Source organism: Mucilaginibacter aquariorum (genome assembly GCF_024498135.1).
GTDB lineage: Bacteria > Bacteroidota > Bacteroidia > Sphingobacteriales > Sphingobacteriaceae > Mucilaginibacter > Mucilaginibacter aquariorum.
This window is the reverse complement of the sequence record NZ_JANHOH010000002.1, coordinates 293,150-313,095: the sequence shown is the minus strand read 5'-3', so window position 1 is coordinate 313,095 and position 19,946 is coordinate 293,150. Positions and strand designations below refer to the sequence as shown.

Annotated in this window: 23 protein-coding genes; 4 read left to right on the top strand and 19 right to left on the bottom strand. The window is 48.2% G+C overall.

From position 1 onward, the window contains the following. Positions 1-10: 10 nt before the first annotated feature. Both NPE20_RS12335 and NPE20_RS12330 read right to left on the bottom strand, forming a co-directional pair. Positions 11-850, bottom strand: a complete 840-nt coding sequence (locus tag NPE20_RS12335; RefSeq protein ID WP_256538964.1) for a universal stress protein — start codon at positions 848-850, stop codon at positions 11-13. Between the two features lie 9 nt (positions 851-859). Further along, positions 860-1,693, bottom strand: coding sequence for a universal stress protein (locus tag NPE20_RS12330; protein ID WP_256538963.1), 834 nt, complete (start codon positions 1,691-1,693; stop codon positions 860-862). Positions 1,694-1,961: 268 nt separating this feature from the next. On the opposite strand from NPE20_RS12330, the gene NPE20_RS12325 reads away from it, so the two are divergent. Continuing rightward, positions 1,962-2,591, top strand: a complete 630-nt coding sequence (locus NPE20_RS12325) for a hypothetical protein (protein WP_256538962.1) — start codon at positions 1,962-1,964, stop codon at positions 2,589-2,591. Positions 2,592-2,621: 30 nt separating this feature from the next. On the opposite strand, the gene NPE20_RS12320 is transcribed toward NPE20_RS12325, so the two are convergent. Both NPE20_RS12320 and NPE20_RS12315 read right to left on the bottom strand, forming a co-directional pair. Continuing rightward, complete coding sequence (locus NPE20_RS12320) at positions 2,622-2,957, bottom strand: RNA recognition motif domain-containing protein (RefSeq protein ID WP_256538961.1); 336 nt, start codon at positions 2,955-2,957, stop codon at positions 2,622-2,624. 70 nt (positions 2,958-3,027) lie between these two features. Beyond that, positions 3,028-4,404 carry a sensor histidine kinase gene (locus NPE20_RS12315; protein WP_256538960.1) on the bottom strand — a complete coding sequence of 459 codons (1,377 nt, stop codon included), beginning with the start codon at positions 4,402-4,404 and terminating at the stop codon, positions 3,028-3,030. Between the two features lie 117 nt (positions 4,405-4,521). Between NPE20_RS12315 and gpmA the strand changes: the two genes are divergently transcribed. After that, a complete protein-coding gene (gene gpmA, locus NPE20_RS12310; protein ID WP_256538959.1) occupies positions 4,522-5,211 on the top strand; it encodes a 2,3-diphosphoglycerate-dependent phosphoglycerate mutase in 690 nt (229 codons plus the stop codon). Between the two features lie 5 nt (positions 5,212-5,216). Here gpmA and NPE20_RS12305 read toward each other — a convergent pair whose 3' ends face one another. The 3 genes from NPE20_RS12305 to NPE20_RS12295 form a co-directional block, all read right to left on the bottom strand. Beyond that, positions 5,217-5,591 (bottom strand): response regulator, encoded by a 375-nt coding sequence (locus NPE20_RS12305; protein ID WP_256538958.1) that lies wholly within the window; start codon positions 5,589-5,591, stop codon positions 5,217-5,219. Then, positions 5,560-6,750, bottom strand: coding sequence for a PAS domain-containing sensor histidine kinase (locus NPE20_RS12300; protein ID WP_256538957.1), 1,191 nt, complete (start codon positions 6,748-6,750; stop codon positions 5,560-5,562). The genes NPE20_RS12305 and NPE20_RS12300 overlap by 32 nt, the downstream gene beginning before the upstream one ends. Positions 6,751-6,869: 119 nt before the next feature. Next, positions 6,870-7,019, bottom strand: a complete 150-nt coding sequence (locus NPE20_RS12295; RefSeq protein WP_256538956.1) for a hypothetical protein — start codon at positions 7,017-7,019, stop codon at positions 6,870-6,872. A 349-nt stretch (positions 7,020-7,368) separates the two neighbouring features. Here NPE20_RS12295 and NPE20_RS12290 point away from each other — a divergent pair, with 349 nt between their 5' ends. Then, complete coding sequence (locus NPE20_RS12290) at positions 7,369-8,469, top strand: baeRF3 domain-containing protein (RefSeq protein ID WP_256538955.1); 1,101 nt, start codon at positions 7,369-7,371, stop codon at positions 8,467-8,469. Positions 8,470-8,668: 199 nt separating this feature from the next. After that, a complete protein-coding gene (locus NPE20_RS12285) occupies positions 8,669-9,772 on the top strand; it encodes a zinc-dependent alcohol dehydrogenase family protein (RefSeq protein ID WP_256538954.1) in 1,104 nt (367 codons plus the stop codon). Positions 9,773-9,792: 20 nt separating this feature from the next. On the opposite strand, the gene ligD is transcribed toward NPE20_RS12285, so the two are convergent. The 12 genes from ligD to NPE20_RS12225 form a co-directional block, all read right to left on the bottom strand. After that, entirely contained in the window at positions 9,793-10,725 is a 933-nt protein-coding gene (gene ligD, locus NPE20_RS12280; RefSeq protein ID WP_256538953.1) for a non-homologous end-joining DNA ligase, read from the bottom strand. Between the two features lie 2 nt (positions 10,726-10,727). Further along, a complete protein-coding gene (locus tag NPE20_RS12275; protein ID WP_256538952.1) occupies positions 10,728-11,339 on the bottom strand; it encodes a DUF4136 domain-containing protein in 612 nt (203 codons plus the stop codon). A gap of 16 nt (positions 11,340-11,355) precedes the next feature. After that, positions 11,356-12,189 carry a universal stress protein gene (locus NPE20_RS12270; RefSeq protein WP_256538951.1) on the bottom strand — a complete coding sequence of 278 codons (834 nt, stop codon included), beginning with the start codon at positions 12,187-12,189 and terminating at the stop codon, positions 11,356-11,358. Positions 12,190-12,264: 75 nt separating this feature from the next. After that, a complete protein-coding gene (locus tag NPE20_RS12265) occupies positions 12,265-12,774 on the bottom strand; it encodes a hypothetical protein (protein ID WP_256538950.1) in 510 nt (169 codons plus the stop codon). 20 nt (positions 12,775-12,794) lie between these two features. Continuing rightward, positions 12,795-13,463 carry a BON domain-containing protein gene (locus NPE20_RS12260; protein ID WP_256538949.1) on the bottom strand — a complete coding sequence of 223 codons (669 nt, stop codon included), beginning with the start codon at positions 13,461-13,463 and terminating at the stop codon, positions 12,795-12,797. 218 nt (positions 13,464-13,681) lie between these two features. Then, the gene (locus NPE20_RS12255; protein WP_256538948.1) at positions 13,682-14,404 is read right to left on the bottom strand and encodes a nitroreductase; all 723 of its coding nucleotides are present in this window, start codon (positions 14,402-14,404) and stop codon (positions 13,682-13,684) included. Then, positions 14,388-15,143, bottom strand: a complete 756-nt coding sequence (pstB, locus tag NPE20_RS12250; RefSeq protein WP_256538947.1) for a phosphate ABC transporter ATP-binding protein PstB — start codon at positions 15,141-15,143, stop codon at positions 14,388-14,390. The genes NPE20_RS12255 and pstB overlap by 17 nt, the downstream gene beginning before the upstream one ends. Then, positions 15,130-15,984: a phosphate ABC transporter permease PstA gene (pstA, locus tag NPE20_RS12245; protein WP_256538946.1), complete on the bottom strand. Its 855-nt coding sequence runs from the start codon at positions 15,982-15,984 to the stop codon at positions 15,130-15,132. The genes pstB and pstA overlap by 14 nt, the downstream gene beginning before the upstream one ends. Beyond that, positions 15,981-16,871 (bottom strand): phosphate ABC transporter permease subunit PstC, encoded by an 891-nt coding sequence (pstC, locus tag NPE20_RS12240; RefSeq protein ID WP_256538945.1) that lies wholly within the window; start codon positions 16,869-16,871, stop codon positions 15,981-15,983. Before pstC ends, pstA begins: the two co-directional genes overlap by 4 nt. Positions 16,872-16,875: 4 nt before the next feature. Next, positions 16,876-17,736, bottom strand: a complete 861-nt coding sequence (locus tag NPE20_RS12235) for a PstS family phosphate ABC transporter substrate-binding protein (protein ID WP_256538944.1) — start codon at positions 17,734-17,736, stop codon at positions 16,876-16,878. A 194-nt stretch (positions 17,737-17,930) separates the two neighbouring features. Continuing rightward, positions 17,931-18,851, bottom strand: coding sequence for a 1-phosphofructokinase family hexose kinase (locus NPE20_RS12230; RefSeq protein WP_256538943.1), 921 nt, complete (start codon positions 18,849-18,851; stop codon positions 17,931-17,933). An 11-nt stretch (positions 18,852-18,862) separates the two neighbouring features. Next, a complete protein-coding gene (locus NPE20_RS12225) occupies positions 18,863-19,897 on the bottom strand; it encodes a class I fructose-bisphosphate aldolase (RefSeq protein ID WP_256538942.1) in 1,035 nt (344 codons plus the stop codon). Between the last annotated feature and the right edge of the window lie 49 nt (positions 19,898-19,946).

Sequence of the window (19,946 nt, the reverse complement as noted above, 5' to 3'; positions counted from 1 at the left end):
GATGATGGATCTATTGATGTTCCTTTTTGTACGTCAGCATCGGGATCTTGCCGTGAAATGAATAAGTTTCCGCATTGGAAGGGAGGAACAACTTATCAAAAAGCGATCTCGTTTGATGCGTAAACAGCACGAGTAGTGATGGCTTTCGTTTTTTAATGATGAGCTCAAGGTCTTCCATTAAGGCGTTCACCAAGTCTCTCGGAGGCGTGAGCAGGTTGATGTCGTAATTGGCCTTCTTCCGCAGGGTGTCTTCGGCGACCGCCTTATCCCACAGCAATTCATACGGGTAGGAAATATGCACCATGGAGACGGTCGCATGAAGCGGCCTGGCGAAATCCGCAACTTTTTTTAATTCAACTTCATAATCGGTCATATCTGCGGCGTAAAGCACCTCCTTTACGGGTGTTAAGCGATAGCCGCGGGGTACGCTGATCACCGGCACCGGGGAACTGCTGATCAGTTTGGCGGTGTGGGTGCCGAATAGTTTCCGTACGGCTCCGGCCCCCCGGGTACTGATACAGATGTAGGCGTAACCCTGCTGGCTGGCATAAGTAATGATGCCTTCCACAACATCCATATTGGACACGAGCACCAGCTGATAATCCATATCCGGTTCCTTGAGCTCATGATAAATTTTGGCGACAAATGCCGTCAGTTCACTCGTCGTTTTCTGGCAAAACTCTTCGGTGTAAGCCGCAAATTGCTGCTCGGTCCATTTAAATGGCTTCAGAAGATGATAGACATGCAGGACAGTGAGCTGGGCCTTGCGTTGCTTTGCCAGCGCAATAGCGAATCTGATAGCCGCTTTTGAATTAGCTGACTGGTCAGTGGTTACAAGTATCTTTTCCATGATATTTTATTACAAATGAGCAATGAATAAGGGGAGATCGGTCCGCTGCAACAGGTTATCCGCCAGGCTGGGGTGAAACCAGCGGGAGACCTTTCCGCGCTGGTAAGCACCTAAAACGACCAGGCAATTTTTATTGAGGCTGTTGAGGTAGTCGCTTAATTCCTTTTCAGGATCGCCGGTCAAGAGCGTATAGCTTGCGGCCGGGTAATGGCAGCTGATAAATTCTTTGATCAGCCGGTAATCGGTCGGGACGGCGTCACTCGTAGCTGAAACCGTCACAACCTCAACGGCTTTGCCATGAAGCCAGGGCATGACATAATTGAACAGCTTAATAGCTTGTACTGACGCCGGTTTACCATCAAACAGCAGGATGACCTGCTCGATCGTTCGCTGTTCTTTGGGGACAACCAATACCGGGCATTGCGTTTCTTCAAGAAGTTCGCGCAGGAATTGCCCAGGCATTTTATCGGGGCCATGACTGAAAGTCTCTTCAGCGCTCACCAGCAGCAGGTCACTGTAAATGCTTTCCTTCAGCACTTCCAGGATGCTCAGGCCTTTATCGCGATGAACATTGAACTGGATCTGCGCTGCTAAGCAAGCCTGTTCAAAATCCCGGATCGAATTTAACCTGGCCATTTGATCTTTTTCAAGCTGGTGTTTCATTTTGACCGCTGATAAGCCGTGCCGGCCAATGGCGTCCTGCAGTTCATAGCTGTGATAAAGAAAAGATTCCAGGAAGACGCCTGACAATAGCGCCCCGCTACGCTTAGCCAGAGCGATCGCATAACCCAGGGTGCTGGCGGAGAATTTCAATCCGTCAAAAACTGCACTGATTCTTTTCATGTCGTAATTGTTTGAGGAACAGGAGCCGTTAAGTTGTCCATCACCTTATAATCAAATATTCGACAAAGTGAGCTGATCGGGAATGATTGCCTGCACAGTAATGAGTGACGCTGATCACTAAGCTGTTAGGTAGTCGCATCGGCTGATATAAATAAGGCGTTGAGACCGGAGTAAGACACCCTCATCATCCCCGGTATGATGCCTGATAGCATCTAGGCGCATGACAGTGATCATTTCGGAGCTCAAATTTTAGCCGGACCTTTTAACTATGAAACAGCATATTACTATTTTCGGATTCTATTGCGCATTGGTCGCATTCGTTGCCATCGTAGCATATGGTGCGGTGCAGATCTTACAGGTGTTAGGGGTGTTGCATTACCCGCTGGATGACCGCCTTATTTACGGTTGCTCGCTGGCGATCGCCCCCGCATTTTTGCTGGCGATACTGGCATTTCATGAACTGTCACCGGTCGAGCGCCGGTTCTGGCCCCATGCGGCGGTATTGTTTGCTGTCCTGTATGCAGGATATGTGATCTTAATGTATAGCGTGCAGTTGGCCACGGTTATTCCGACATCGTTGGTTAACCGGCAGGAAACCGTCCTTACGGTTAAGCCGCACTCGTTCTTCTGGACCCTGGATGCCCTGGGATACATCTGCATGGGGATATCTACTTTCTTTGCCGGTTTAGGAATGCCAAGAAAAGGCAGTAGAAATCTATGGCTTCGCCGCTTTCTGCTCGCTAACGGTTTCATATTGCCGCTGATCTGCTTCGCTTATTTTTATCCGCAATTCACTACCATGACGCTGCTTATCGGCTCACCCTGGCTGGTTACCGCTTCCGGGTCGATGCTGCTCCTGGCAGTATATTTTTATAAGGTCCGTCGGCTGAAATCTTAGCAGATCGGGCTGATCTGGTAGGGCCAATGATCATTTAGGCAAACGAGGCCGTTTTCTCTTGATAGGGTCAGGTGCACGGCGAACTTTTTGATAGAGCGTAGCGGACGTCACCGGCTTTTCTTCCACAATAGTTACGGTCAGCACTTTATCCTGGAGCGGAACACCATGCAGGGCCGCCACTACTTCCGCTGCAGCTTCAGGGTTGGCCATTTCGATGAACGCATAGCCTTTAGGTTTCCGCGTGGCTTTATCCCGCACGAGCTTGATTGTGGCGATCTCGCCATGCGGACCGACCAATTGTGCCAGGTCCATTTCCTCCATGGTAAGCGGGTAGCCGGATATGAAGATCTTACTTAAAGTTGTCATGATCTTTTTTGAAGTAAAGGTACGGTTGCAAAACAATACGTAACCGGTTATCTGATCGTTATTGTAACCATTATAATTTTTTTATCGGAAAACTCATGCTGAAACAAGTCTCTTTATTCGGCACGCTGGAAAGCTCCAACACTCCGCCCATGAGCTGAACGTAGCGCTTAACAATATTTAGCCCCAATCCCGTCCCTGCAATGTGACCGGTATTATCAACCCGATAAAACAGCGTGGACAGTTTTTTCTGATCTTCTTCAGCGATACCGACACCATTGTCTTTAACGCTGATGATCACCTTATCGGTCGTTACCTCGGTCGTCAGCCAGATGTGGGCCTCGTCTCCGGCATATTTGATGGCGTTGGATAATAGTCCGCCTAAAGCTTTCTCGATGAGACTGCTGTCCAGGTTAACTGTCTGCTGCGCATTTGGCAACTCATAATGAAGCCGTTGCCCGGCTTTGGCGGTCAACCTGAACTTTGCCATGACGTCACCGCAAAGTTTCGCAAGGTCGAATGTGCTGAATTCCGGCTTGATCAGCCCTTCCTCCAGCTTGTCCATGGATAAGAAATCTTCGAGGATGTTTTCCAGGTTATGCACTACCTGCCGGATCTTTTCGGCGTGTTTAAGTACCGGCTCCTTATCATTGCGTTCCAGATACCGCTCGATCAAAGTTGCGGAAAGTAAAATAGAACTCAATGGCGTTCGGAACTCATGGGAGGCCAGGGTGATGAAACTGCTTTTCAGCTGATTCAACTCGTGTTCTTCCTGATAAGCGCGGATCCGGCTTTTGAGTTCAGTCAAGATCAGGTAAATCAGAATGGATACGATCAACAGGATAAGGCCCGAGCCGACAACGACAATGACCTGCGTCTGTTTGCTGGACCTATTGTAAGCATTCTCCCGGTTCAACAAAAGTGATTCCTCCAACAGCTTTGTCCGCAAGAGTGTTTCATTGATCTTTCCCAGTTGCGCTCGAAATTGTTGTGAATCGCTGTACCTTGTACGGAAAAGGCTGTCGATCTGCTGTTTTAATAACAAGACCTCTTTTGTGCCGAGTCGGTTATCTTTTATTAAAGCAGTCAAATTATTGACCTGTATGATCAATCTGTTATGGTACGTGGTATTTAACGTAACTTCATGATGCTGGTTTATCCCTTTGAAGCCATCGCCAAGTAACATCGTTTGATTGAAATACATGGAAATGGAATCTGTTTTTCGTAACACTTTGTAGGTGTGTTCAACCCATTTCTCCAATTTTTGCTGACGCTTCAATGCCCGGTAGGACGCCATACCCATCACCACCACGAGTACAAGGGAAGTGATACAACCGAGATAAAAGAATAGCCGGAACCCTTTGAGCGCTTTTGGCGATAGCCGCCTGCCGGCAATCCTTCGACCCCCACTAAAAAAACTTTGGCTGATATTGCCTTCAGGGGATTTCATTATGTTCATATATGATCTCAATGTTAATGTAAATAGGAGGCTCGAAAAATGATTTGAAGCACGCTTTAGGCAGATGTAGCGCACACTGAAAATATCCGGACTTATTTAAGTTTAGCCATGCAAAAGTTGGTATTGTTACGCCACGGCGAAAGTTTGTGGAACAAAGAGAACCGGTTTACCGGCTGGACAGATGTGGACCTGTCAGCTGATGGTGTCCTCCAGGCTGTAAGGGCCGGCCAGGTGCTGAAGAAAAATCGGTTCACCTTTGATATCGCGTTTACGTCCGTACTCAAACGGTCGATCAAGACCCTTCACACCGTGCTGGATCAAATGGACCTTCTCTGGCTCCCCGTTCAAAAATCCTGGCGGCTCAATGAACGTTTTTACGGTGCACTGCAGGGGCTGAATAAAGCGGAGGTTATCCGGCAATATGGCGAGGAGCAGGTACATCTATGGCGTCGTGATCCGCATGCACATCCGCCGGCTATTGATGAGCAAGACGAACGCTTTCCCGGGCATTACCTTCGATATAATGACCTGACCTATCGCGAGTTGCCGTTAACGGAGAACCTCACAGAAACAATGACCCGGGTCTTGCCCTTCTGGCATGAAGCAATCATCCCGGCTTTACGGCAAAATCAAAAGGTGATCATTTGCGCCCACGGTAACAGTTTGCGCGCCTTGGTGCAATATATCGAAAACCTGAGCGATGAGGCAGTTACCGAGCTGGATATCCCGACGGCCATACCCTGGGTGTATGAGTTGGATGACCGGTTAAATGCGATGAAACATTATTATCTTGAATAGCCGGATCAGGAGATCTGTTCCTTTAACGATCGCCTGATGGCATCAAATAGCTCTTCAGGTTCGAACGGCTTTCTGATATAACCACTGGCGCCCATTTCCAACCCTGCTTCGACATCTTTTTTTTCGGCGCTGGCAGTTAAGAAAATGAACGGGATCGAACGGGTAGCCTCGTTCGCTTGCAAGCTATTGAAAACTTCATAACCGTTGGCTTCGGGCATCATGATATCGCAAAGGATGAGATCCGGCAGATGTTCCGTAGCCAGGATCAGCCCGGTCTTTCCATTTAGGGCCAAAATGACTTTATAGCCTTCCAGTTCCAGCAGTTCGCAAGTGTTCTCGCGGATGTCGTTATTGTCTTCTATCAGTAGGATCGTTTTCATAGCCGTGATCGTTTAGTGGAAATTCAATGATGAAAGTTGTTCCCTGGTTAGGTTCACTCCTAAAACTGATATGGCCGTTCAATAATTCTACATATTGTTTTACGATTGTTAACCCAAGCCCGGTACCCTGTATATTGGTCGCATTCTTAGCCCTGTAAAATTTACTAAATAGATTTTTTTGTTCCTCGTGAGGAATACCGATACCTTCGTCCCTTACCTTGATCACCACTTTTCGATCACCCACATTGGCATCGATGTCCAGATGGACCGTCTGTTGCTCGCCCGAATATTTGATCCCGTTAGAAAGCAGGTTAAGTAGGATATTACGCAAGATTCTTTTATCCTGCATGATATTGCGAAACCCGTTATAAGAAAACCGGATATGCTGCCCCTGTTTAAGCATACCGTTAACCTCTTCCATCAGGTCTTCGGCGAAGTCATATAGGTCAAACAGTTCACGTTCGATCTCAACTTTGCCTTGTTCTACCTTATCCAGAGAGAGAAACTCGTCCAGGATCACCGTGAGGTTCTTTACGGAAGCACGAATACGGTTGATGTGCCGCTTCCGTTTATCTTCCTGTTCCGCTTTCATATAAGATTCTACCAGCGTCAGACTGGATAAAATAGCGCTTAAAGGGGTCCTGAATTCATGAGACGCCATGGCCACGAACCGTGATTTCATATCGTTCAGTTCTTTTTCGCGTTCCAGTGATTGCGTCAACTCAAGCGTACGCTCTTTCACTTTAGCCTCTAACTCATCGTTGAACCGCTGGCGTTCGGTAATGTCGGTTACAAATGCAACGGCAAGCGGTTCATTATCTAATTGATAATGTCCGAGACTGATCTCAACGGGAAACTGTGTGCCGTCTTTTTTTCTTGCAAATAAATTGAGACCATAGCCCATAGGTCTGGCTTTCGGTCGCTCAAAATAGCCGTCGCGGTGATGGACATGGCTGTCGCGAAATGCTTCAGGAACCAATAGTTCGATCATCTGTCCGCTTAATTCCGCCTTTTCGTAGCCGAACAGCTTTTCTACACAGGGGTTAGACAGTTCAATTCTTCCTCCGCTGCTGACCACCAAGATGCCAACGGTAGCATATTGAAATAAAGCTTTAAAACCAGCTTCGTTTTCGAGCGATAAGGCTTTCGGCTCGTCCATAGTGCGGAATTAAGTATAAGTTAAGCAGCGAATAGTAAAGTTAAAAATATTCTATTTAGTTGTAAACAATTTTTACGTCACATCGTATCATAAAGTTTTGTTTATCAACAACCTTATAGCTATATAGCCCGGTTTGGAAAGAAAAAAAATATCACCAGGCCGATGATAGTTAAAGCAAAGAAAGCGAGTATAATAGCCCAAACCCACTGCTTAAGGCTCCAGCCCGGCAGTTTTCGCTGCGGGCGGTCGGTAAGTCTTGTCGTTTTCATGGTACATAATTTTCTTAAACTTCCGTAACATTTGCCTGAGTGGCAATGATGAAAGTCACAAAAATTAATGACCAGAGAGGAGCAATTAAAAACCATCTTAGGCTCCTCGAAAACACGTTCCGCTAAGTACAAAGCACTATAAATCCATGAGTATGGCATTTCTTTGTTTTTAGTATACATGAATCTATATGCATGTATCTTTCCGGAGACCTATTCGGGATCTGTATGCACTTTTCTAAAAGCTGCAAACCGTTTTACTCAGTAAATGACAATTATCGGTAACGCTGTTGACCGGCGTCATTTCAGGAGCCTATGATTACGCATAATTTTAGTCTCAAAGAACAACACTATGAAGGCCCTACTTGATCCTGGAATCTGTGAAGTGATCGAAGCCGTGCATTACCGCCCGGCATTATCGATTATTCTGCCGCTGGAGGCGGATATTAGTTTGGAAACTGAGCTGCCACACAGGTTAAAAATTGCCGCAGACAAAGCTGAAAAAGAGCTGCGCCAATATTACCCGGATGAACAGTGCAACGCAATGATGGAAAAGCTCCGCGCCCTGCTATCTGGTTTGCTTATCCCTTCCGGAAAGCAAGGGATCGCAATCTATCTGTCGCTAGTATTCGAAAAGATCTTTTACCTGGAAAGCCCGGTGACAGAAAAAATCATTGTAGACGAGTCCTTTGAGATTCGCGACCTGCTTTATGATGCGAAACAGGACCTTTCATTCTTTTTATTGCTCCTTAGCGGAAAGGAAACCAAGCTTTTTACGGGTAACCGGAGTGCTTTGAGCCCGCTATCATCCAACATCCCGAAGTCTATTTATGATTATGTTCTGGATGGCCCCGAGCGGGTCGGCAATTTTTCGGATATGACCGCGCATAAACAAACGGCCATTGACAACTTTCTGCGCCATATTGACGAAGAATTGGGCAATGTGATCAATGCACATCACCTGCCGGTGCTGATCGCTGGTCCCGAAAGAATAACCGGGCAATTCAAAAAACTGAGTAAACATGGAGCATCGGTGATCGGCTATGTGCAGGGTAATTACGAAGCTGCTACGGTACCCGTGCTGACCGAACTGATAGTTCCCTATATAGCAGCCTGGAAGGTCAGAACCCAGCAGCAATACCTGGACCGTCTGGAAGAAGCGGCAGGCCAGCATAAGCTTGCGAAAGGGATCATTGAAGCATGGGCGGCTGCCTGCAACGGCAATGGGCAGATGCTTATCGTAGAAAAGAATTACCGCTTCGCTGCGCAGCATGGCCCCGAACCGGGCGTCATTGCAGCTGCGACCGAACCCTATGATCATTTTGCGTATATCCGAGACGCGGTGGACGATCTAATGGAAAAGGTACTGGTTGGCGGCGGCGATGTTGCGTTCACAGAAGATGGTTCATTGGAATCGTTTGGCCACATCGCGCTGATTAAATACCATTCATAACTCGAATTTATCTATCATAATGACATATAAAGAACATTCGTATGATGCTGTGGACAAGGTAAGATCATCTTAGATAATGAAAACCTTGTCATCTTAGCTTGTTCAGTCGCTGTATCAGCTTTAAGAATGATCCGCATCATTTAATTGCAATTCACATGCAGGTTTTTTCATCATAAATTATCAGTAACACACACACGCTATGGAAACTTCAACATCGTTTCAACCAGAAAAAAATCTACGCAGAAAAAGCGCAGCAGCAGAAAAGATGAAGGCACTGGTTTATCACGGGCCGGGTAAGAAATCATGGGAAGAAAAACCCTTACCAACGATCATAAAGCCAACTGATGTTATTGTGAAAATCTTAAAGACAACGATTTGCGGCACCGACTTGCATATCATGAAGGGAGACGTTCCCGAAGTCACTGACGGTAGAATTCTCGGTCATGAGGGAGTTGGCATTATAGAAGAGGTCGGCACTGCTGTAAGCACTTTCAAAAGGGGCGACCACGTTTTGATTTCCTGCATAACCTCCTGCGGTAAATGTGATTACTGCAAAAAGGGCATGTATTCGCACTGCGAAGATGGTGGATGGGTGCTGGGGCATCTAATTGACGGTACGCAGGCGGAATATGTGAGAATACCGCATGCAGATAATAGTCTTTACCCTATACCGGCGGGCGCAGACGAAGAAGCATTAGTGATGTTAAGCGATATTTTACCCACTGGATTTGAATGCGGCGTGTTGAACGGTCAGGTAAAACCCGGGGATACCATTGCTATTGTTGGTTCAGGTCCCATCGGTTTGGCTGCATTGTTAACCGCTCAGTTTTATTCCCCGGCTGAAATAATTATGATAGACCCCGATGACAACCGATTGGCTGTAGCCAAAACATTTGGCGCAACGCAGACCATTAATAATCTTTCAGTAAACGTTGTCGAAAAGATCAAAATCATGACTGATGGAAGAGGTGTTGATACGGCTATTGAAGCGGTGGGCCTACCCGAAACGTTCGAGTTATGCACGGCCATTACCGGCCCGGGCGGACATATCGCTAACATTGGAGTCCACGGAAAAAGTGCCGCACTACACCTGGAAACGCTATGGTCCCAAAATATAACCATTACTACTAGGCTCGTTGATACCGTTACCACCCCGATGTTGCTGAAAACAGTTCGTTCGCAAAAGCTCAACCCCAATAAGCTGATCACTCACCGCTTCAGGCTTGATGAAATTTTAAAAGCCTATGATACTTTCGGAAATGCAGCAAATGAAAAGGCTTTAAAAGTGATATTGACAAGCTGAGGAGATTGTCATCATAATTACTATATATTAGGCCGATCGAGTTTAAATAAAATTATATCCGGTAATCGGACCCCTTTCCCGAGAACACCTCGGAAAAGATCACCGGTTTCACGGAGACGATCAGCCGCATTTTTGATGGTAAATAAGTCAGGTAGCAAACCAGCCTTAAGCTCATCCCAGTGAAGTGGCATCGATACGGTCGCTCCCCGGCATGGACGAAGAGAATAGGGTGCAGCAATGGTTGCTCCGGCGTGATTTTGCAAATGATCAATATACAACTTACCTTTTCGCTTATCTAGGCTGCGCTCCAAGGTCGTGTAGTTTGGTGTCTGGCTATGAACTTCCGTAGCAATGTATTTGGCCAAACGACTTGATTGTTGGTAAGTATATTTCGCCCCAAGCGGAATGTAGATATGGATCCCGCTGGCGCCGGAAGTTTTAGGATAGCCCGGGAAAAGCAGACCATCCAGCACATTCTTGACGGCTAAGGCGGCCTGAATAACCCGGTCAAAGCCGCTATGGCCCGGGTCAAGGTCGATCACGCAGTAATCCGGCTGATCGGCTGACACGCAGCGGCTGAGCCAGGGGTTGATCTCTAAACTGCCGAATGCGGTCATCCAGAGCAAACTCGCCTCATCATTCGGTACCAAATAGTGCTGTACTTCACCTGTAGCCGTTTGGTGTGTATAAGTTGTTGCCCATTGAGGCACGATCCCCCCGACGTCTTTTTGAAAAAAATGCGCACCGTCGATCCCCCCAGGAAAGCGATGCAGTGCGACCGGCCTGTCTATCAGATGCGGCAGCAGGAATGGGGCGACAGCATGGTAATAGTTAAGCATGTCCCGCTTTGTCACCGCATCTATCGGCCAGTAACGCTTTTGCAGGTGCGTTAGCTCCAGCAGGTGGCCGTTCATGCGAATAGCCTGACGATCGTTCAGGGAAGTAAGCAGCATGATCAGTTAGCTGCTGATCGTTTAAGAACCGGTGTGATCGGTAACTTATTTAAAATGCCTTCCACACCCTCCGGGATATCCTGTATCGCCCTCTGCCGGTCATCGATGTCACCGGAGTCATAGCCGCGCCAGATCACCTGGTGGTTACGGCGGTCAATGAGATCGATCAGGAGTGTTCCTTCCTCGTAAGGGATCTCCACGATGTCACTCGCGACAAATACCGGGAAAGGCCGGTTAAAACTGTAGTAAAAATACCGACCATGACGGTCATGGGTCACGCCCTGATAAGCGATACCGGGCCCATAAACATAGGTCGGGTAGTTATAAATCCGCACCCTTTCCCGAACCTGTACGCCGTAACGCACCAACAGGTCTGGACGGGTGGTTTGCAGCGCAAGTCCGCGCTTCTCAAGACCTGCAGTGACCGATTCCTTGATCTTTTCGTCCACCAGATCGCTGACATGCCCCGGGGTATCGGCAGCCGGAAGCCAGGCAAAAGTGCGGTATTTGCTGAAACTTGCCTTGTTACTCTGGATGGCATAATACTGATAGCCGGAACAAGCCGATAATAAGGCGATCGCCAGCAGCAGCAAAAAATTGATATGATTTTTCATGGCTGATTAAATGATTTTACCAATGTGTAATGAACACTGGCAGATTATTGAGTTTAAGTACCAGGTCAGCAGCGCTGGTCCTGATCAGGTTGGAAAGCCAGTTACGGCCATAGGCACCTATGACAAGAACGGCATTCACTTCCCGCAGGCAGTAATCAAATAATTCCTCCCTGGCTTTCCCGCGCAGGTCCTTGAAAGTGATCCGGCTATAATGCATCGTCAGGTACTCATAAATCTTTTCCTTGTCCGCTTCGTTGAAAACAGCCTCTTCATCGGCATGCAGAACAGTGACGTCAGCGCCGCTCAGCGCCGGGAATAAATAGGTGAACTGCTTGACCGCAAATAACGCAGAAGGGCTGCCATCGAATGCGAACAAGACCTTGTCCATAGGGCGGGTGCGGTGAGGTGCGACAATGACCGGGCACTCTGCCTTGGCCAGCAAGGATTTGACCATGCCGGCCGGCGCTTCCAGCGGCTCGGTAGCAAATAGTGCCGGGCCCGCGATAATGATATCCGCGTAGCGGCTTTCGGAAAGCAGATCGTCCAACGGCACGTTCTGGTCACGGTGCACCTGGTATTTGACACCCTGCGCTTCACAAACGGCTTTGAACTTTCTTATATTTTCTTCGGCAACCTTTTCTTTGTAGGTAAGTTCCGGCTGTTTCCCTGAATTTATGCTTTCTACATAAACACTTCCGTAGGCAAACTTAACTCCCGGCGACGATCCGGGGAGGTCTTCTAAAAAGATACCCGTCAGCGGCGAACCCGTTAGCTGGGCCAGATAAATGCCGAATTCTAAACTTTGTGCATCGGGCCTTTCAGCCTCGATCGCGAGCATCAACTTTTTCATAGTGATGAATTTTTAGAAAGCTTTCGCTAATGACACGAAAGCTTTCCCTTATTGCGAGTAGGTAGCTGAAAGCGTTTACAAAAATTCTCCCTTTTCGTTGAGTTTTACCTTGAGTCGTTTGTCCCCGTTTTCCAGTAGAACTTTAAAAGTCTTGTCAGCATGCTCTTTTTGATCATAATAGTAGACCTGATAAATGTCCTGGGCGATGCGCCAGTTCGGAAATCGCTGGGTAACAGCATCCCTGATAACAGCGGGTAGTTTCGTATTTTTGAACTTTTCAGCGGTACGCAGCAGTTTACCGTTCTTATCATAAGCCGCCAGTATGCTTCCGTCGGGGATATAAAATGAGATGTAATAATTATCATAGTCGTCATCGTAGAATTCAGACTTTTTGATGTCATAAGTTGCCGCTTTAAACTCCAGCATCTTCACAGGCTGACTCATTTCGCGGTTGTCTGCTGCATTCAGGTATTTATAGGTCGAAGCAACGATTCGCACTTCAGGCAGATTAATCTGTGCAAAAGCACATTGGGCTGTGATGGCAATCAAAAGCGCAACAATCAGCATTGGTTTTGAATTTTTCATGGTAATCGTTTTTGATATAACTAATAAACCAGCTCGGGTTCTTCCACGACCAATTTGTTCTCGACGTGGCGTACGCCCGCAGCCTCCCAGGCAACATCCTCCGCATCGTCGCTTTCAGCGGCCGAGCGAACCTTGCCCGTTAATATAACTTTGTCACCGATGGTGCTTACGTTTATTTTACTGGCATCGACTGTTGCGTTACGGCGGAAAGCAGCAGAGATCTTTTGTTCCAGTTCAAAGGGGCTGAGCTTTGGCTTGATGGTGATCAGGTTGAACACAGATTTAACACCGGATAGGTATTGTACGGCGCTTTTGGCGCTGTCACGCTGGTAAGACCATTCTACCTCCCCTTCCAGGGTAACGTTGCCGTCTTCTACCTTGATCTTAAGCCGGTCATCTGGAACGACCGAATGCCATTTTAGGGCATTGACCACCGCCGTCGCGATCTCTGCATCGGTCCTCCAATAGGCTGGCGATACGCCGATCTGCAGATCTTCTGCGATCGCTTTGACGCCGGCTACTTTTTTAGCCGCCCGTTCCGCACTTAATTTTTTGGAGAAGGAATCAACGATCCCTGATAAGGTTACAATGCCGTTCTTTACGGCAACACCGATCTCGGATGAATTCAGAAATGGCTGCCATCTCAATTCATCCATTACGTCCTTTTGGATTTGACTATCTGTTTTCATGTTTGAAGTATTTATTTACTCCAAAGGACAAGGTTCTGAAGCTACTGTACCATGATAGGCGTCAGCCTGTCGGATGAGGTTCATCATCAGGCTCCCAAAGGCTTTTGCCGTCCAAATTCATTTGCCCGCTGAACCAAATAAATAACGATCGTGACTTCGGCCTAGCGCGGCAACCTTTGGAAGGAGTGTATCTTGAAATACAGATCAGGGAATTGTGATCAAGGACCGTAATCGTCGACATAGAACAGATTGTCCTTGATCCGTTTGTGTGGCTTAGGAGCTTCGTTACCATAACCGATACATAAAGCAAGAAAAACCTGTTCGGGATAAGGTATACGCAGTTTGTAGTAGATCGATGTATGCTCAACTGCTTTTCCGACGCCTAAAGGGCAACTATCCAGCCCTAGGGCCTTTGCGGCTAGCATGATGTTCTGGGCACACATACTGACATCATAGCATGCCCAAGGCTCTTCCTTCGGTGCGGTAATAAATATGATGACCGGCGCGCCGTAAAATATGTCTGGTGCTTTCTTAAAGTCGCCATAATACAGGCTGTATAAAGCCCCTAGCGCTAATTTGGCAATACCTGCCGGTCCTTCATGAACCAAGTCTTTAGCTAAAGTCTTAATGATCGCTTTAGAGAACTCCCGGATCGATGATGCCTTGGTTAGGACATAGAATTTCCATGGCTGTTTGACCATGGCCGTAGGCGCCATTCTACCCGCGTCAATGATCTGTTCGATCAGCTCCCGGGACACTGGCTGACTGGTGTACCTGCGTACTGAACGCCGGGCATAAATATTACTGATCGCCTCAGTTGTCGGATCTGTTGCCGCTATTATCGGTGCATTCATAATAGTATTGAAGTTAAAGCCCACGATGACAAAGATCAATGAGTCGGGACACGTCCGATTATGACTTGCGTCAACCGAATTTCCCATGCACATAGCTGCTGGTTAGTTCATTTGTAGCGTTGTTGAAGATGTTAGGTGTTGTATCCGCTTCTATGATCCTGCCCATATACATAAATACGGTATTATCAGCGATCCTTTGTGCTTGCTGCATATTATGCGTTACAATAACGATCGTGTAATCCGCTTTTAGGTTTTTGATCAGTTCTTCGATCTTGGCTGTACTTAAAGGGTCGAGCGCAGAGCAAGGCTCATCCATGAGAATCACTTCCGGGCGGAGTGCGACAGCCCGTGCGATGCACAAACGCTGCTGCTGCCCGCCCGAAAGCTGCGCCGCCGGCTTATGAAGTTCGTGCTGCACCTCATCCCATAAAAAACTTTCTTTTAAAGATTGTACGATCAGTTCATGCCGCTGATTTTCTTGCACGCCGTTAATTTTTAGACCATAGTTGATGTTTTCGTAAATACTTTTGGCAAAAGGATTCGCTTTTTGGAAGACCATTCCGATCCGTCGGCGGATAGCTGCAACAAATACACTTTTAGCGTATATGTCCTCCTGGTCAAGATAGCAATGCCCACTCAGACGCACACCGGGTGTTCGATCATGCATGCGATTAAAGCAGCGGAGTAATGTGCTTTTACCACAACCGGAGGGACCGATCAGGGCGGTGATTTGCCGGTCCTGGAAGCCAATGTCGATATCTTTCAATACTTGCTTTTCACCAAACCAAAGACTTATTCCTCGGGCAGATAATTTAGGCTGTTGCATGGTCTTTTGAAGATTTATAACGGATATAAAAAGCGGTTAGATTCAATAATAGCACAACGATGATGAGCACAAGCGCAGTGCTGTAAGCAAGCGGGCGCACTAGATCCACCGACTGGTGCTGGGTAGATAGCATATAGAGATGATAAGGCAAGGCCATAAACTCCTGGTCCAAGGAAAACGATGGATTGTTGATGTAATAAGCTGCGCCGGTAAACAGGATCGGTGCCGTTTCGCCTGCGGCACGTGAAACTGCCAATATAATGCCTGTGATGATGCCGGGCAGTGCTGAGGGCACTACAATATCGCGGACCATCTCAAAATGGGTAGCGCCTAATGCCCACGCACCCTCCCTGATACTTACGGGCACCCTGTGCAGGGCTTCCTCTGATGTGACAATGATATACGGCAAAGACAGCAGGCCCAGCGTTAACCCGGCTGAAAGTAACGAGGTTCCGAGGTGTAAGGCCTGAACGAAACAAGCCAGCCCGAAAAGGCCGAAGATCACCGAGGGTACGCCGGCAAGGTTGCGGATGGAAGCCCGGATCAGCCTTGTGACAGGGGTGTCGGGGGCATATTCATGCAAATAAATGGCGCAGCAGATACCAAACGGTGCCGCGGTTATTGCCGTGATCACCGTAAGCATGACCGTGCCGATGATCGCCGGAAGTATGCCTCCGCTGGTCATTCCGTTTTCGGGGAAGCGACTGACAAAATCCCAGGAAAGGCTGCCAGCTCCCTTGCTGGCCAGGTCCCAAAGGATCACGACCAGAAAAAAGCAAACAGCCGTAGTGCTCATCAAAAGACTGCCCCATTCCAGGTATTCCAAAAGCTTACGTTTCATCTGATCTCAAATTTTTTGAAGCGCCCGACAAAATATTCGCCGATCATATTAATGACCAGCGTGATGATAAACAGCAGTATAGCCACCGAAAAGAGTGCGTAATAATGGGTAGTTTGAAAAGGTACTTCGCCCATTTCGATCGCTATGGTAGCCGTCATCGTACGCACGGCATCAAAAAAGCCATGCGGGAGTGCGATGGCATTGCCGGTTGCCATCAGGACGGTCATAGTTTCGCCGATGGCCCGACCGACACCCAGCATGATCGCTGCCAGTATTCCTGGCGCGGCAGCAGGTATGGTCACCTGGGTCAATGTTTGCCATCTACTGGCACCAATGCCAAAACTTGCTTCTTTATAGGATATAGGTATACCATCGATGGCATCCTGTGCCACGGTGATGATGGTCGGTAAAGCCATTACCGACAGTAGAATGGCGCCGTTAAGCGCATTCAAACCATTAGATCGTCCGGTCAATCCGGCTAGTCCAGGGCTGATCACCACAATACCAAGAAAGCCGATGGCAACGGATGGGATCGCAGCAAGCATTTCAATAGCAGGTTTAAGCATATTTTTCAACTTTCGTCCCGCATATTCGGCTAAAAAAGCAGCTGTGCCGATACCAAGTGGAATAGCGATCAACATAGCCCCGACCGCTACAAGCATGGTGCTGATCAGCATTGACAACATGCCATAGGCCGACGGGCTCCCTGTCGGGTCCCATTGTGTCTTACTGACAAAATCATATGGTTTGACATGGATGAAGAACGCTGCAGCATTCCACACCAGCATCAGCGAAAGCGCAATAAGGACACTGCCTGCACCGAATCCGCAGGCTTTAAAAAACCTGGCAGTAAACTTTTCTGTATGTTTGCGGCTAACAAGTTTCATGGCGTCATAACTGAATGTGGGCGACTGCTTTTGGCGGGAAATAATAACCGGACGCTTTGATCACGGCTTTTCCCGGTCCGCTTTTTTCAAATTCGATGAATGCCCTGACCTTGGGCCAGGAATCCGCCCTGATGAATTGGTATAATGGCCGCTGAAAAAAATACTTGTTTTCAAGGATCGCCTTTTCCTCCAATGGTGATACTGCAGGTTTACCTTTGGCAGGGGAGACACGCAAAGCCTTTATTTGACTATCGTTATTCTTCAGATAACCTGCACTCACATAACCGATGCCTGAGTGATCTTGCTTGATCCCTTGGATGATCTGTGCGTTGCCGTTCATTTCGATGGTCTTTGAACTGAAATTAATGCCGAGTTTGTTCTTTATAAAGGTATGGGTACCCGAATTGCTTTGCCGGCCATAAATGGTGACCGGTAAATTGGTGTCCGTTAGTAGTCTCCAATTTGCGGAAGGGCTACTCAACAAGGTGCGAAGGTCGCTGACCGTAATGGTATCTATCGGTTGCTGCCGGTTCACGATAAACGCCGTTGCATCTTCGGCGAAAACGATCTCGATCAAACGCATGTGTTTTGCTTTGAAAAGACGGCGTTCTGCAGGGGTCAAAGGCCGTGACGAATTTGCAATATCCGCCTGTCCGTTCAGCAAGGCAGCGATCCCTAAGCCTGAGCCCCCGCCGGATACGGCGATACTGTACTGCGGATGACCAGGATGGAATTTTTCAGCGAGGGTGCTGACCAGATTGACCTCCGTATCAGATCCTTTGATCTTGATCAATAAACGGTTGTCACCGCATGCGCTGGTGATTAGAACCATGAGGGATACCAAAATTCTCTTATACGTCATCATCAGGGCCCGTTATTTAAAGTTTTAACATGACAAAGCTCTTATAATGGTCACTTAAATAACATGATGGTCGTCAGTTGACCCAATGGGGCTGATCAGGTTCCAGGCTGATCGCTCCAGTTGAATGATCATCAGGGCGCTTCCTTGATGCAGCGGCGGACATCAGATCACTTGCACAGTCAGTTTATATTATCAAATTACATCAAGCGAAAAAGACGGTCTGCATCTGCTTTCCGGCATAATTGCGTACCCGGCTGAAGCGTTGCTGCTGTACCGCACGCCACTCCATATTTAACAGCCTCTGCTAAAGACTTATTTTGAAGCAGCTTAAAGACGATCCCTGCAAGGAGACTATCACCTGCACCTACCGTGCTTAATACCTCAACAGCTGGCGCTGGTACTTCAAGCGAGTATTCCTTCGTAACTAGTAAGGCCCCCTGACCACCGAGCGAAACGACAATGGCCTCACAGCGACTATTGATCAAAAAATCATGTGCGGCTGCCGCAGCCTTCCCGGCATCCAGACCTGGCCTGCCGGTCATAAAGCCCAGCTCTTTCAAATTCGGTTTGATCAGGAACGCCCCAGCCTGCGCCGCTTGCTGCAGCACCTCTCCACTCGAATCGACGATGAACTTGGCTTTTTTGCGGCGCGCAAGTAGAGCCAGCTTCTTAATCATGTCCGGCGGGCAGCCCTTTGGTAAGCTGCCGCTCAACACCAGAAATTTGAACCCGTTAAGCTGATCGATCGCTTGAAGACAGTCCCGGCATTCTGCCTTATTGAGCCGGACCCCTGGCATGACGAACAGATATTGCTTGTCGGTAGCACGGTCAGCGACCACCAGATTCTGCCGGGTGATGCCCTTGATCGGCACTTCGAGCGTATCGATCATTTTGCGGTTGAGTGACCGGCCTATTTCCCTGCCCGAATCGCCACCGGACAGGTAAAGGGCTAATGCTTTACCGCCCAGGTTCTTAATAGCCCGCGCGACATTGATGCCACCACCGCCGGGTTCATTTACCGGATCTGCACATTTTAATTTTCGGGAAGGCAAGAGTGTATCCACTGATGTACTTACATCCAGTGCCGGGTTCAGCGTAACAGTAATGATCTCAGGCATAATATTCCAATTTATGGTGCTATATCTTCTTCCGGATGATAGTTGCCCAAACATGCCGCACTATTGCAACCTGAACGATGAAGCAATATTTGCTGTGCTCCGGGCAGGTACTGATCCTGACCTTTCCAATAGGCCAGTACAGGCTGCAGGATAGCTCTTGAAAAAGAAAAGCTTAGCTTCCAGGGTCCTTTCAACTGACCCTCCTGATTTAATGCGTTTAACCTTTTTGTAGCTGCCTTAGCAGCTTGTCCGCCAGAAAGGAAGACAATGCCAGGAACAGCTGCCGGCACACGATCCAGTAAGCACGCCAGCGTAGCCAACGCGATCTCGTCGTCACTTGATTGGTCCGGACTGTCCGTTCCCGGTAGCACCATGTTGGGTTTGAGCAGTATCGCGCGCAGATCTACCCGGTGTTCGTAAAGTGCGTTAAATAGCTCGAAGAGGAATTGCCGGGTAACCTGGTGACATAGCTCCAGTGAATGCGCGCCGGTCATCAGTACTTCAGGTTCGACTATCGGCACCAGCGAGGCTTCCTGGCAGATAGCGGCGTATCGCGCCAGAAGCTGCGCATTGAAATGCAGCGCGGCGCTGCTGGGCGATCCAGTGCTGATGTGTGTCACTGACCGCCATTTTGCAAAGCGGACGCCATATCGGCGGTAATTTTGCAGGCGTACCGCTAAACCGTCCAGTCCTTCCGTAACTTTTTCGCCGGGAACCCCGGCCATGGGTACGGTTCCTTGATCGACCTTAATCCCGGCCATTATGCCCCTGCTGGTCAACATTTCGGCGAAGGGCTTGCTGCCGGCTGCAGATGACGTCAGTGTTTCGTCGCTTAAAATAGCCCCACTGATGAATTCCTCAAGGCCGGATGTAGTAACGATCAATTCCCGGTACTTCTGACGGTACAGCGCTGTTTCAGGTATGCCATTCTCCCGAAGCCGCGCATTACAGGTAGGGATACTTTCGTCCATAGCGAGCAAGCCCTTGCCGCCGGACACCAGCGCTTGTGCTACCTGATGCAACGGTTGGTTATTTAGTTGGTCCATGATCAAATTTATCAGCTATTTAATGCTCAGGCTATGAGCAACATCAGCT

Coding starts and splice junctions, on each gene's coding strand:
- NPE20_RS12335 (WP_256538964.1), bottom strand. CDS start 850: ATGGAAAAGATACTTGTAACCACTGACCAGTCAGCTAATTCAAAAGCG.
- NPE20_RS12330 (WP_256538963.1), bottom strand. CDS start 1,693: ATGAAAAGAATCAGTGCAGTTTTTGACGGATTGAAATTCTCCGCCAGC.
- NPE20_RS12325 (WP_256538962.1), top strand. CDS start 1,962: ATGAAACAGCATATTACTATTTTCGGATTCTATTGCGCATTGGTCGCA.
- NPE20_RS12320 (WP_256538961.1), bottom strand. CDS start 2,957: ATGACAACTTTAAGTAAGATCTTCATATCCGGCTACCCGCTTACCATG.
- NPE20_RS12315 (WP_256538960.1), bottom strand. CDS start 4,404: ATGAAATCCCCTGAAGGCAATATCAGCCAAAGTTTTTTTAGTGGGGGT.
- gpmA (WP_256538959.1), top strand. CDS start 4,522: ATGCAAAAGTTGGTATTGTTACGCCACGGCGAAAGTTTGTGGAACAAA.
- NPE20_RS12305 (WP_256538958.1), bottom strand. CDS start 5,591: ATGAAAACGATCCTACTGATAGAAGACAATAACGACATCCGCGAGAAC.
- NPE20_RS12300 (WP_256538957.1), bottom strand. CDS start 6,750: ATGGACGAGCCGAAAGCCTTATCGCTCGAAAACGAAGCTGGTTTTAAA.
- NPE20_RS12295 (WP_256538956.1), bottom strand. CDS start 7,019: ATGAAAACGACAAGACTTACCGACCGCCCGCAGCGAAAACTGCCGGGC.
- NPE20_RS12290 (WP_256538955.1), top strand. CDS start 7,369: ATGAAGGCCCTACTTGATCCTGGAATCTGTGAAGTGATCGAAGCCGTG.
- NPE20_RS12285 (WP_256538954.1), top strand. CDS start 8,669: ATGGAAACTTCAACATCGTTTCAACCAGAAAAAAATCTACGCAGAAAA.
- ligD (WP_256538953.1), bottom strand. CDS start 10,725: ATGCTGCTTACTTCCCTGAACGATCGTCAGGCTATTCGCATGAACGGC.
- NPE20_RS12275 (WP_256538952.1), bottom strand. CDS start 11,339: ATGAAAAATCATATCAATTTTTTGCTGCTGCTGGCGATCGCCTTATTA.
- NPE20_RS12270 (WP_256538951.1), bottom strand. CDS start 12,189: ATGAAAAAGTTGATGCTCGCGATCGAGGCTGAAAGGCCCGATGCACAA.
- NPE20_RS12265 (WP_256538950.1), bottom strand. CDS start 12,774: ATGAAAAATTCAAAACCAATGCTGATTGTTGCGCTTTTGATTGCCATC.
- NPE20_RS12260 (WP_256538949.1), bottom strand. CDS start 13,463: ATGAAAACAGATAGTCAAATCCAAAAGGACGTAATGGATGAATTGAGA.
- NPE20_RS12255 (WP_256538948.1), bottom strand. CDS start 14,404: ATGGGAAATTCGGTTGACGCAAGTCATAATCGGACGTGTCCCGACTCA.
- pstB (WP_256538947.1), bottom strand. CDS start 15,143: ATGCAACAGCCTAAATTATCTGCCCGAGGAATAAGTCTTTGGTTTGGT.
- pstA (WP_256538946.1), bottom strand. CDS start 15,984: ATGAAACGTAAGCTTTTGGAATACCTGGAATGGGGCAGTCTTTTGATG.
- pstC (WP_256538945.1), bottom strand. CDS start 16,871: ATGAAACTTGTTAGCCGCAAACATACAGAAAAGTTTACTGCCAGGTTT.
- NPE20_RS12235 (WP_256538944.1), bottom strand. CDS start 17,736: ATGATGACGTATAAGAGAATTTTGGTATCCCTCATGGTTCTAATCACC.
- NPE20_RS12230 (WP_256538943.1), bottom strand. CDS start 18,851: ATGCCTGAGATCATTACTGTTACGCTGAACCCGGCACTGGATGTAAGT.
- NPE20_RS12225 (WP_256538942.1), bottom strand. CDS start 19,897: ATGGACCAACTAAATAACCAACCGTTGCATCAGGTAGCACAAGCGCTG.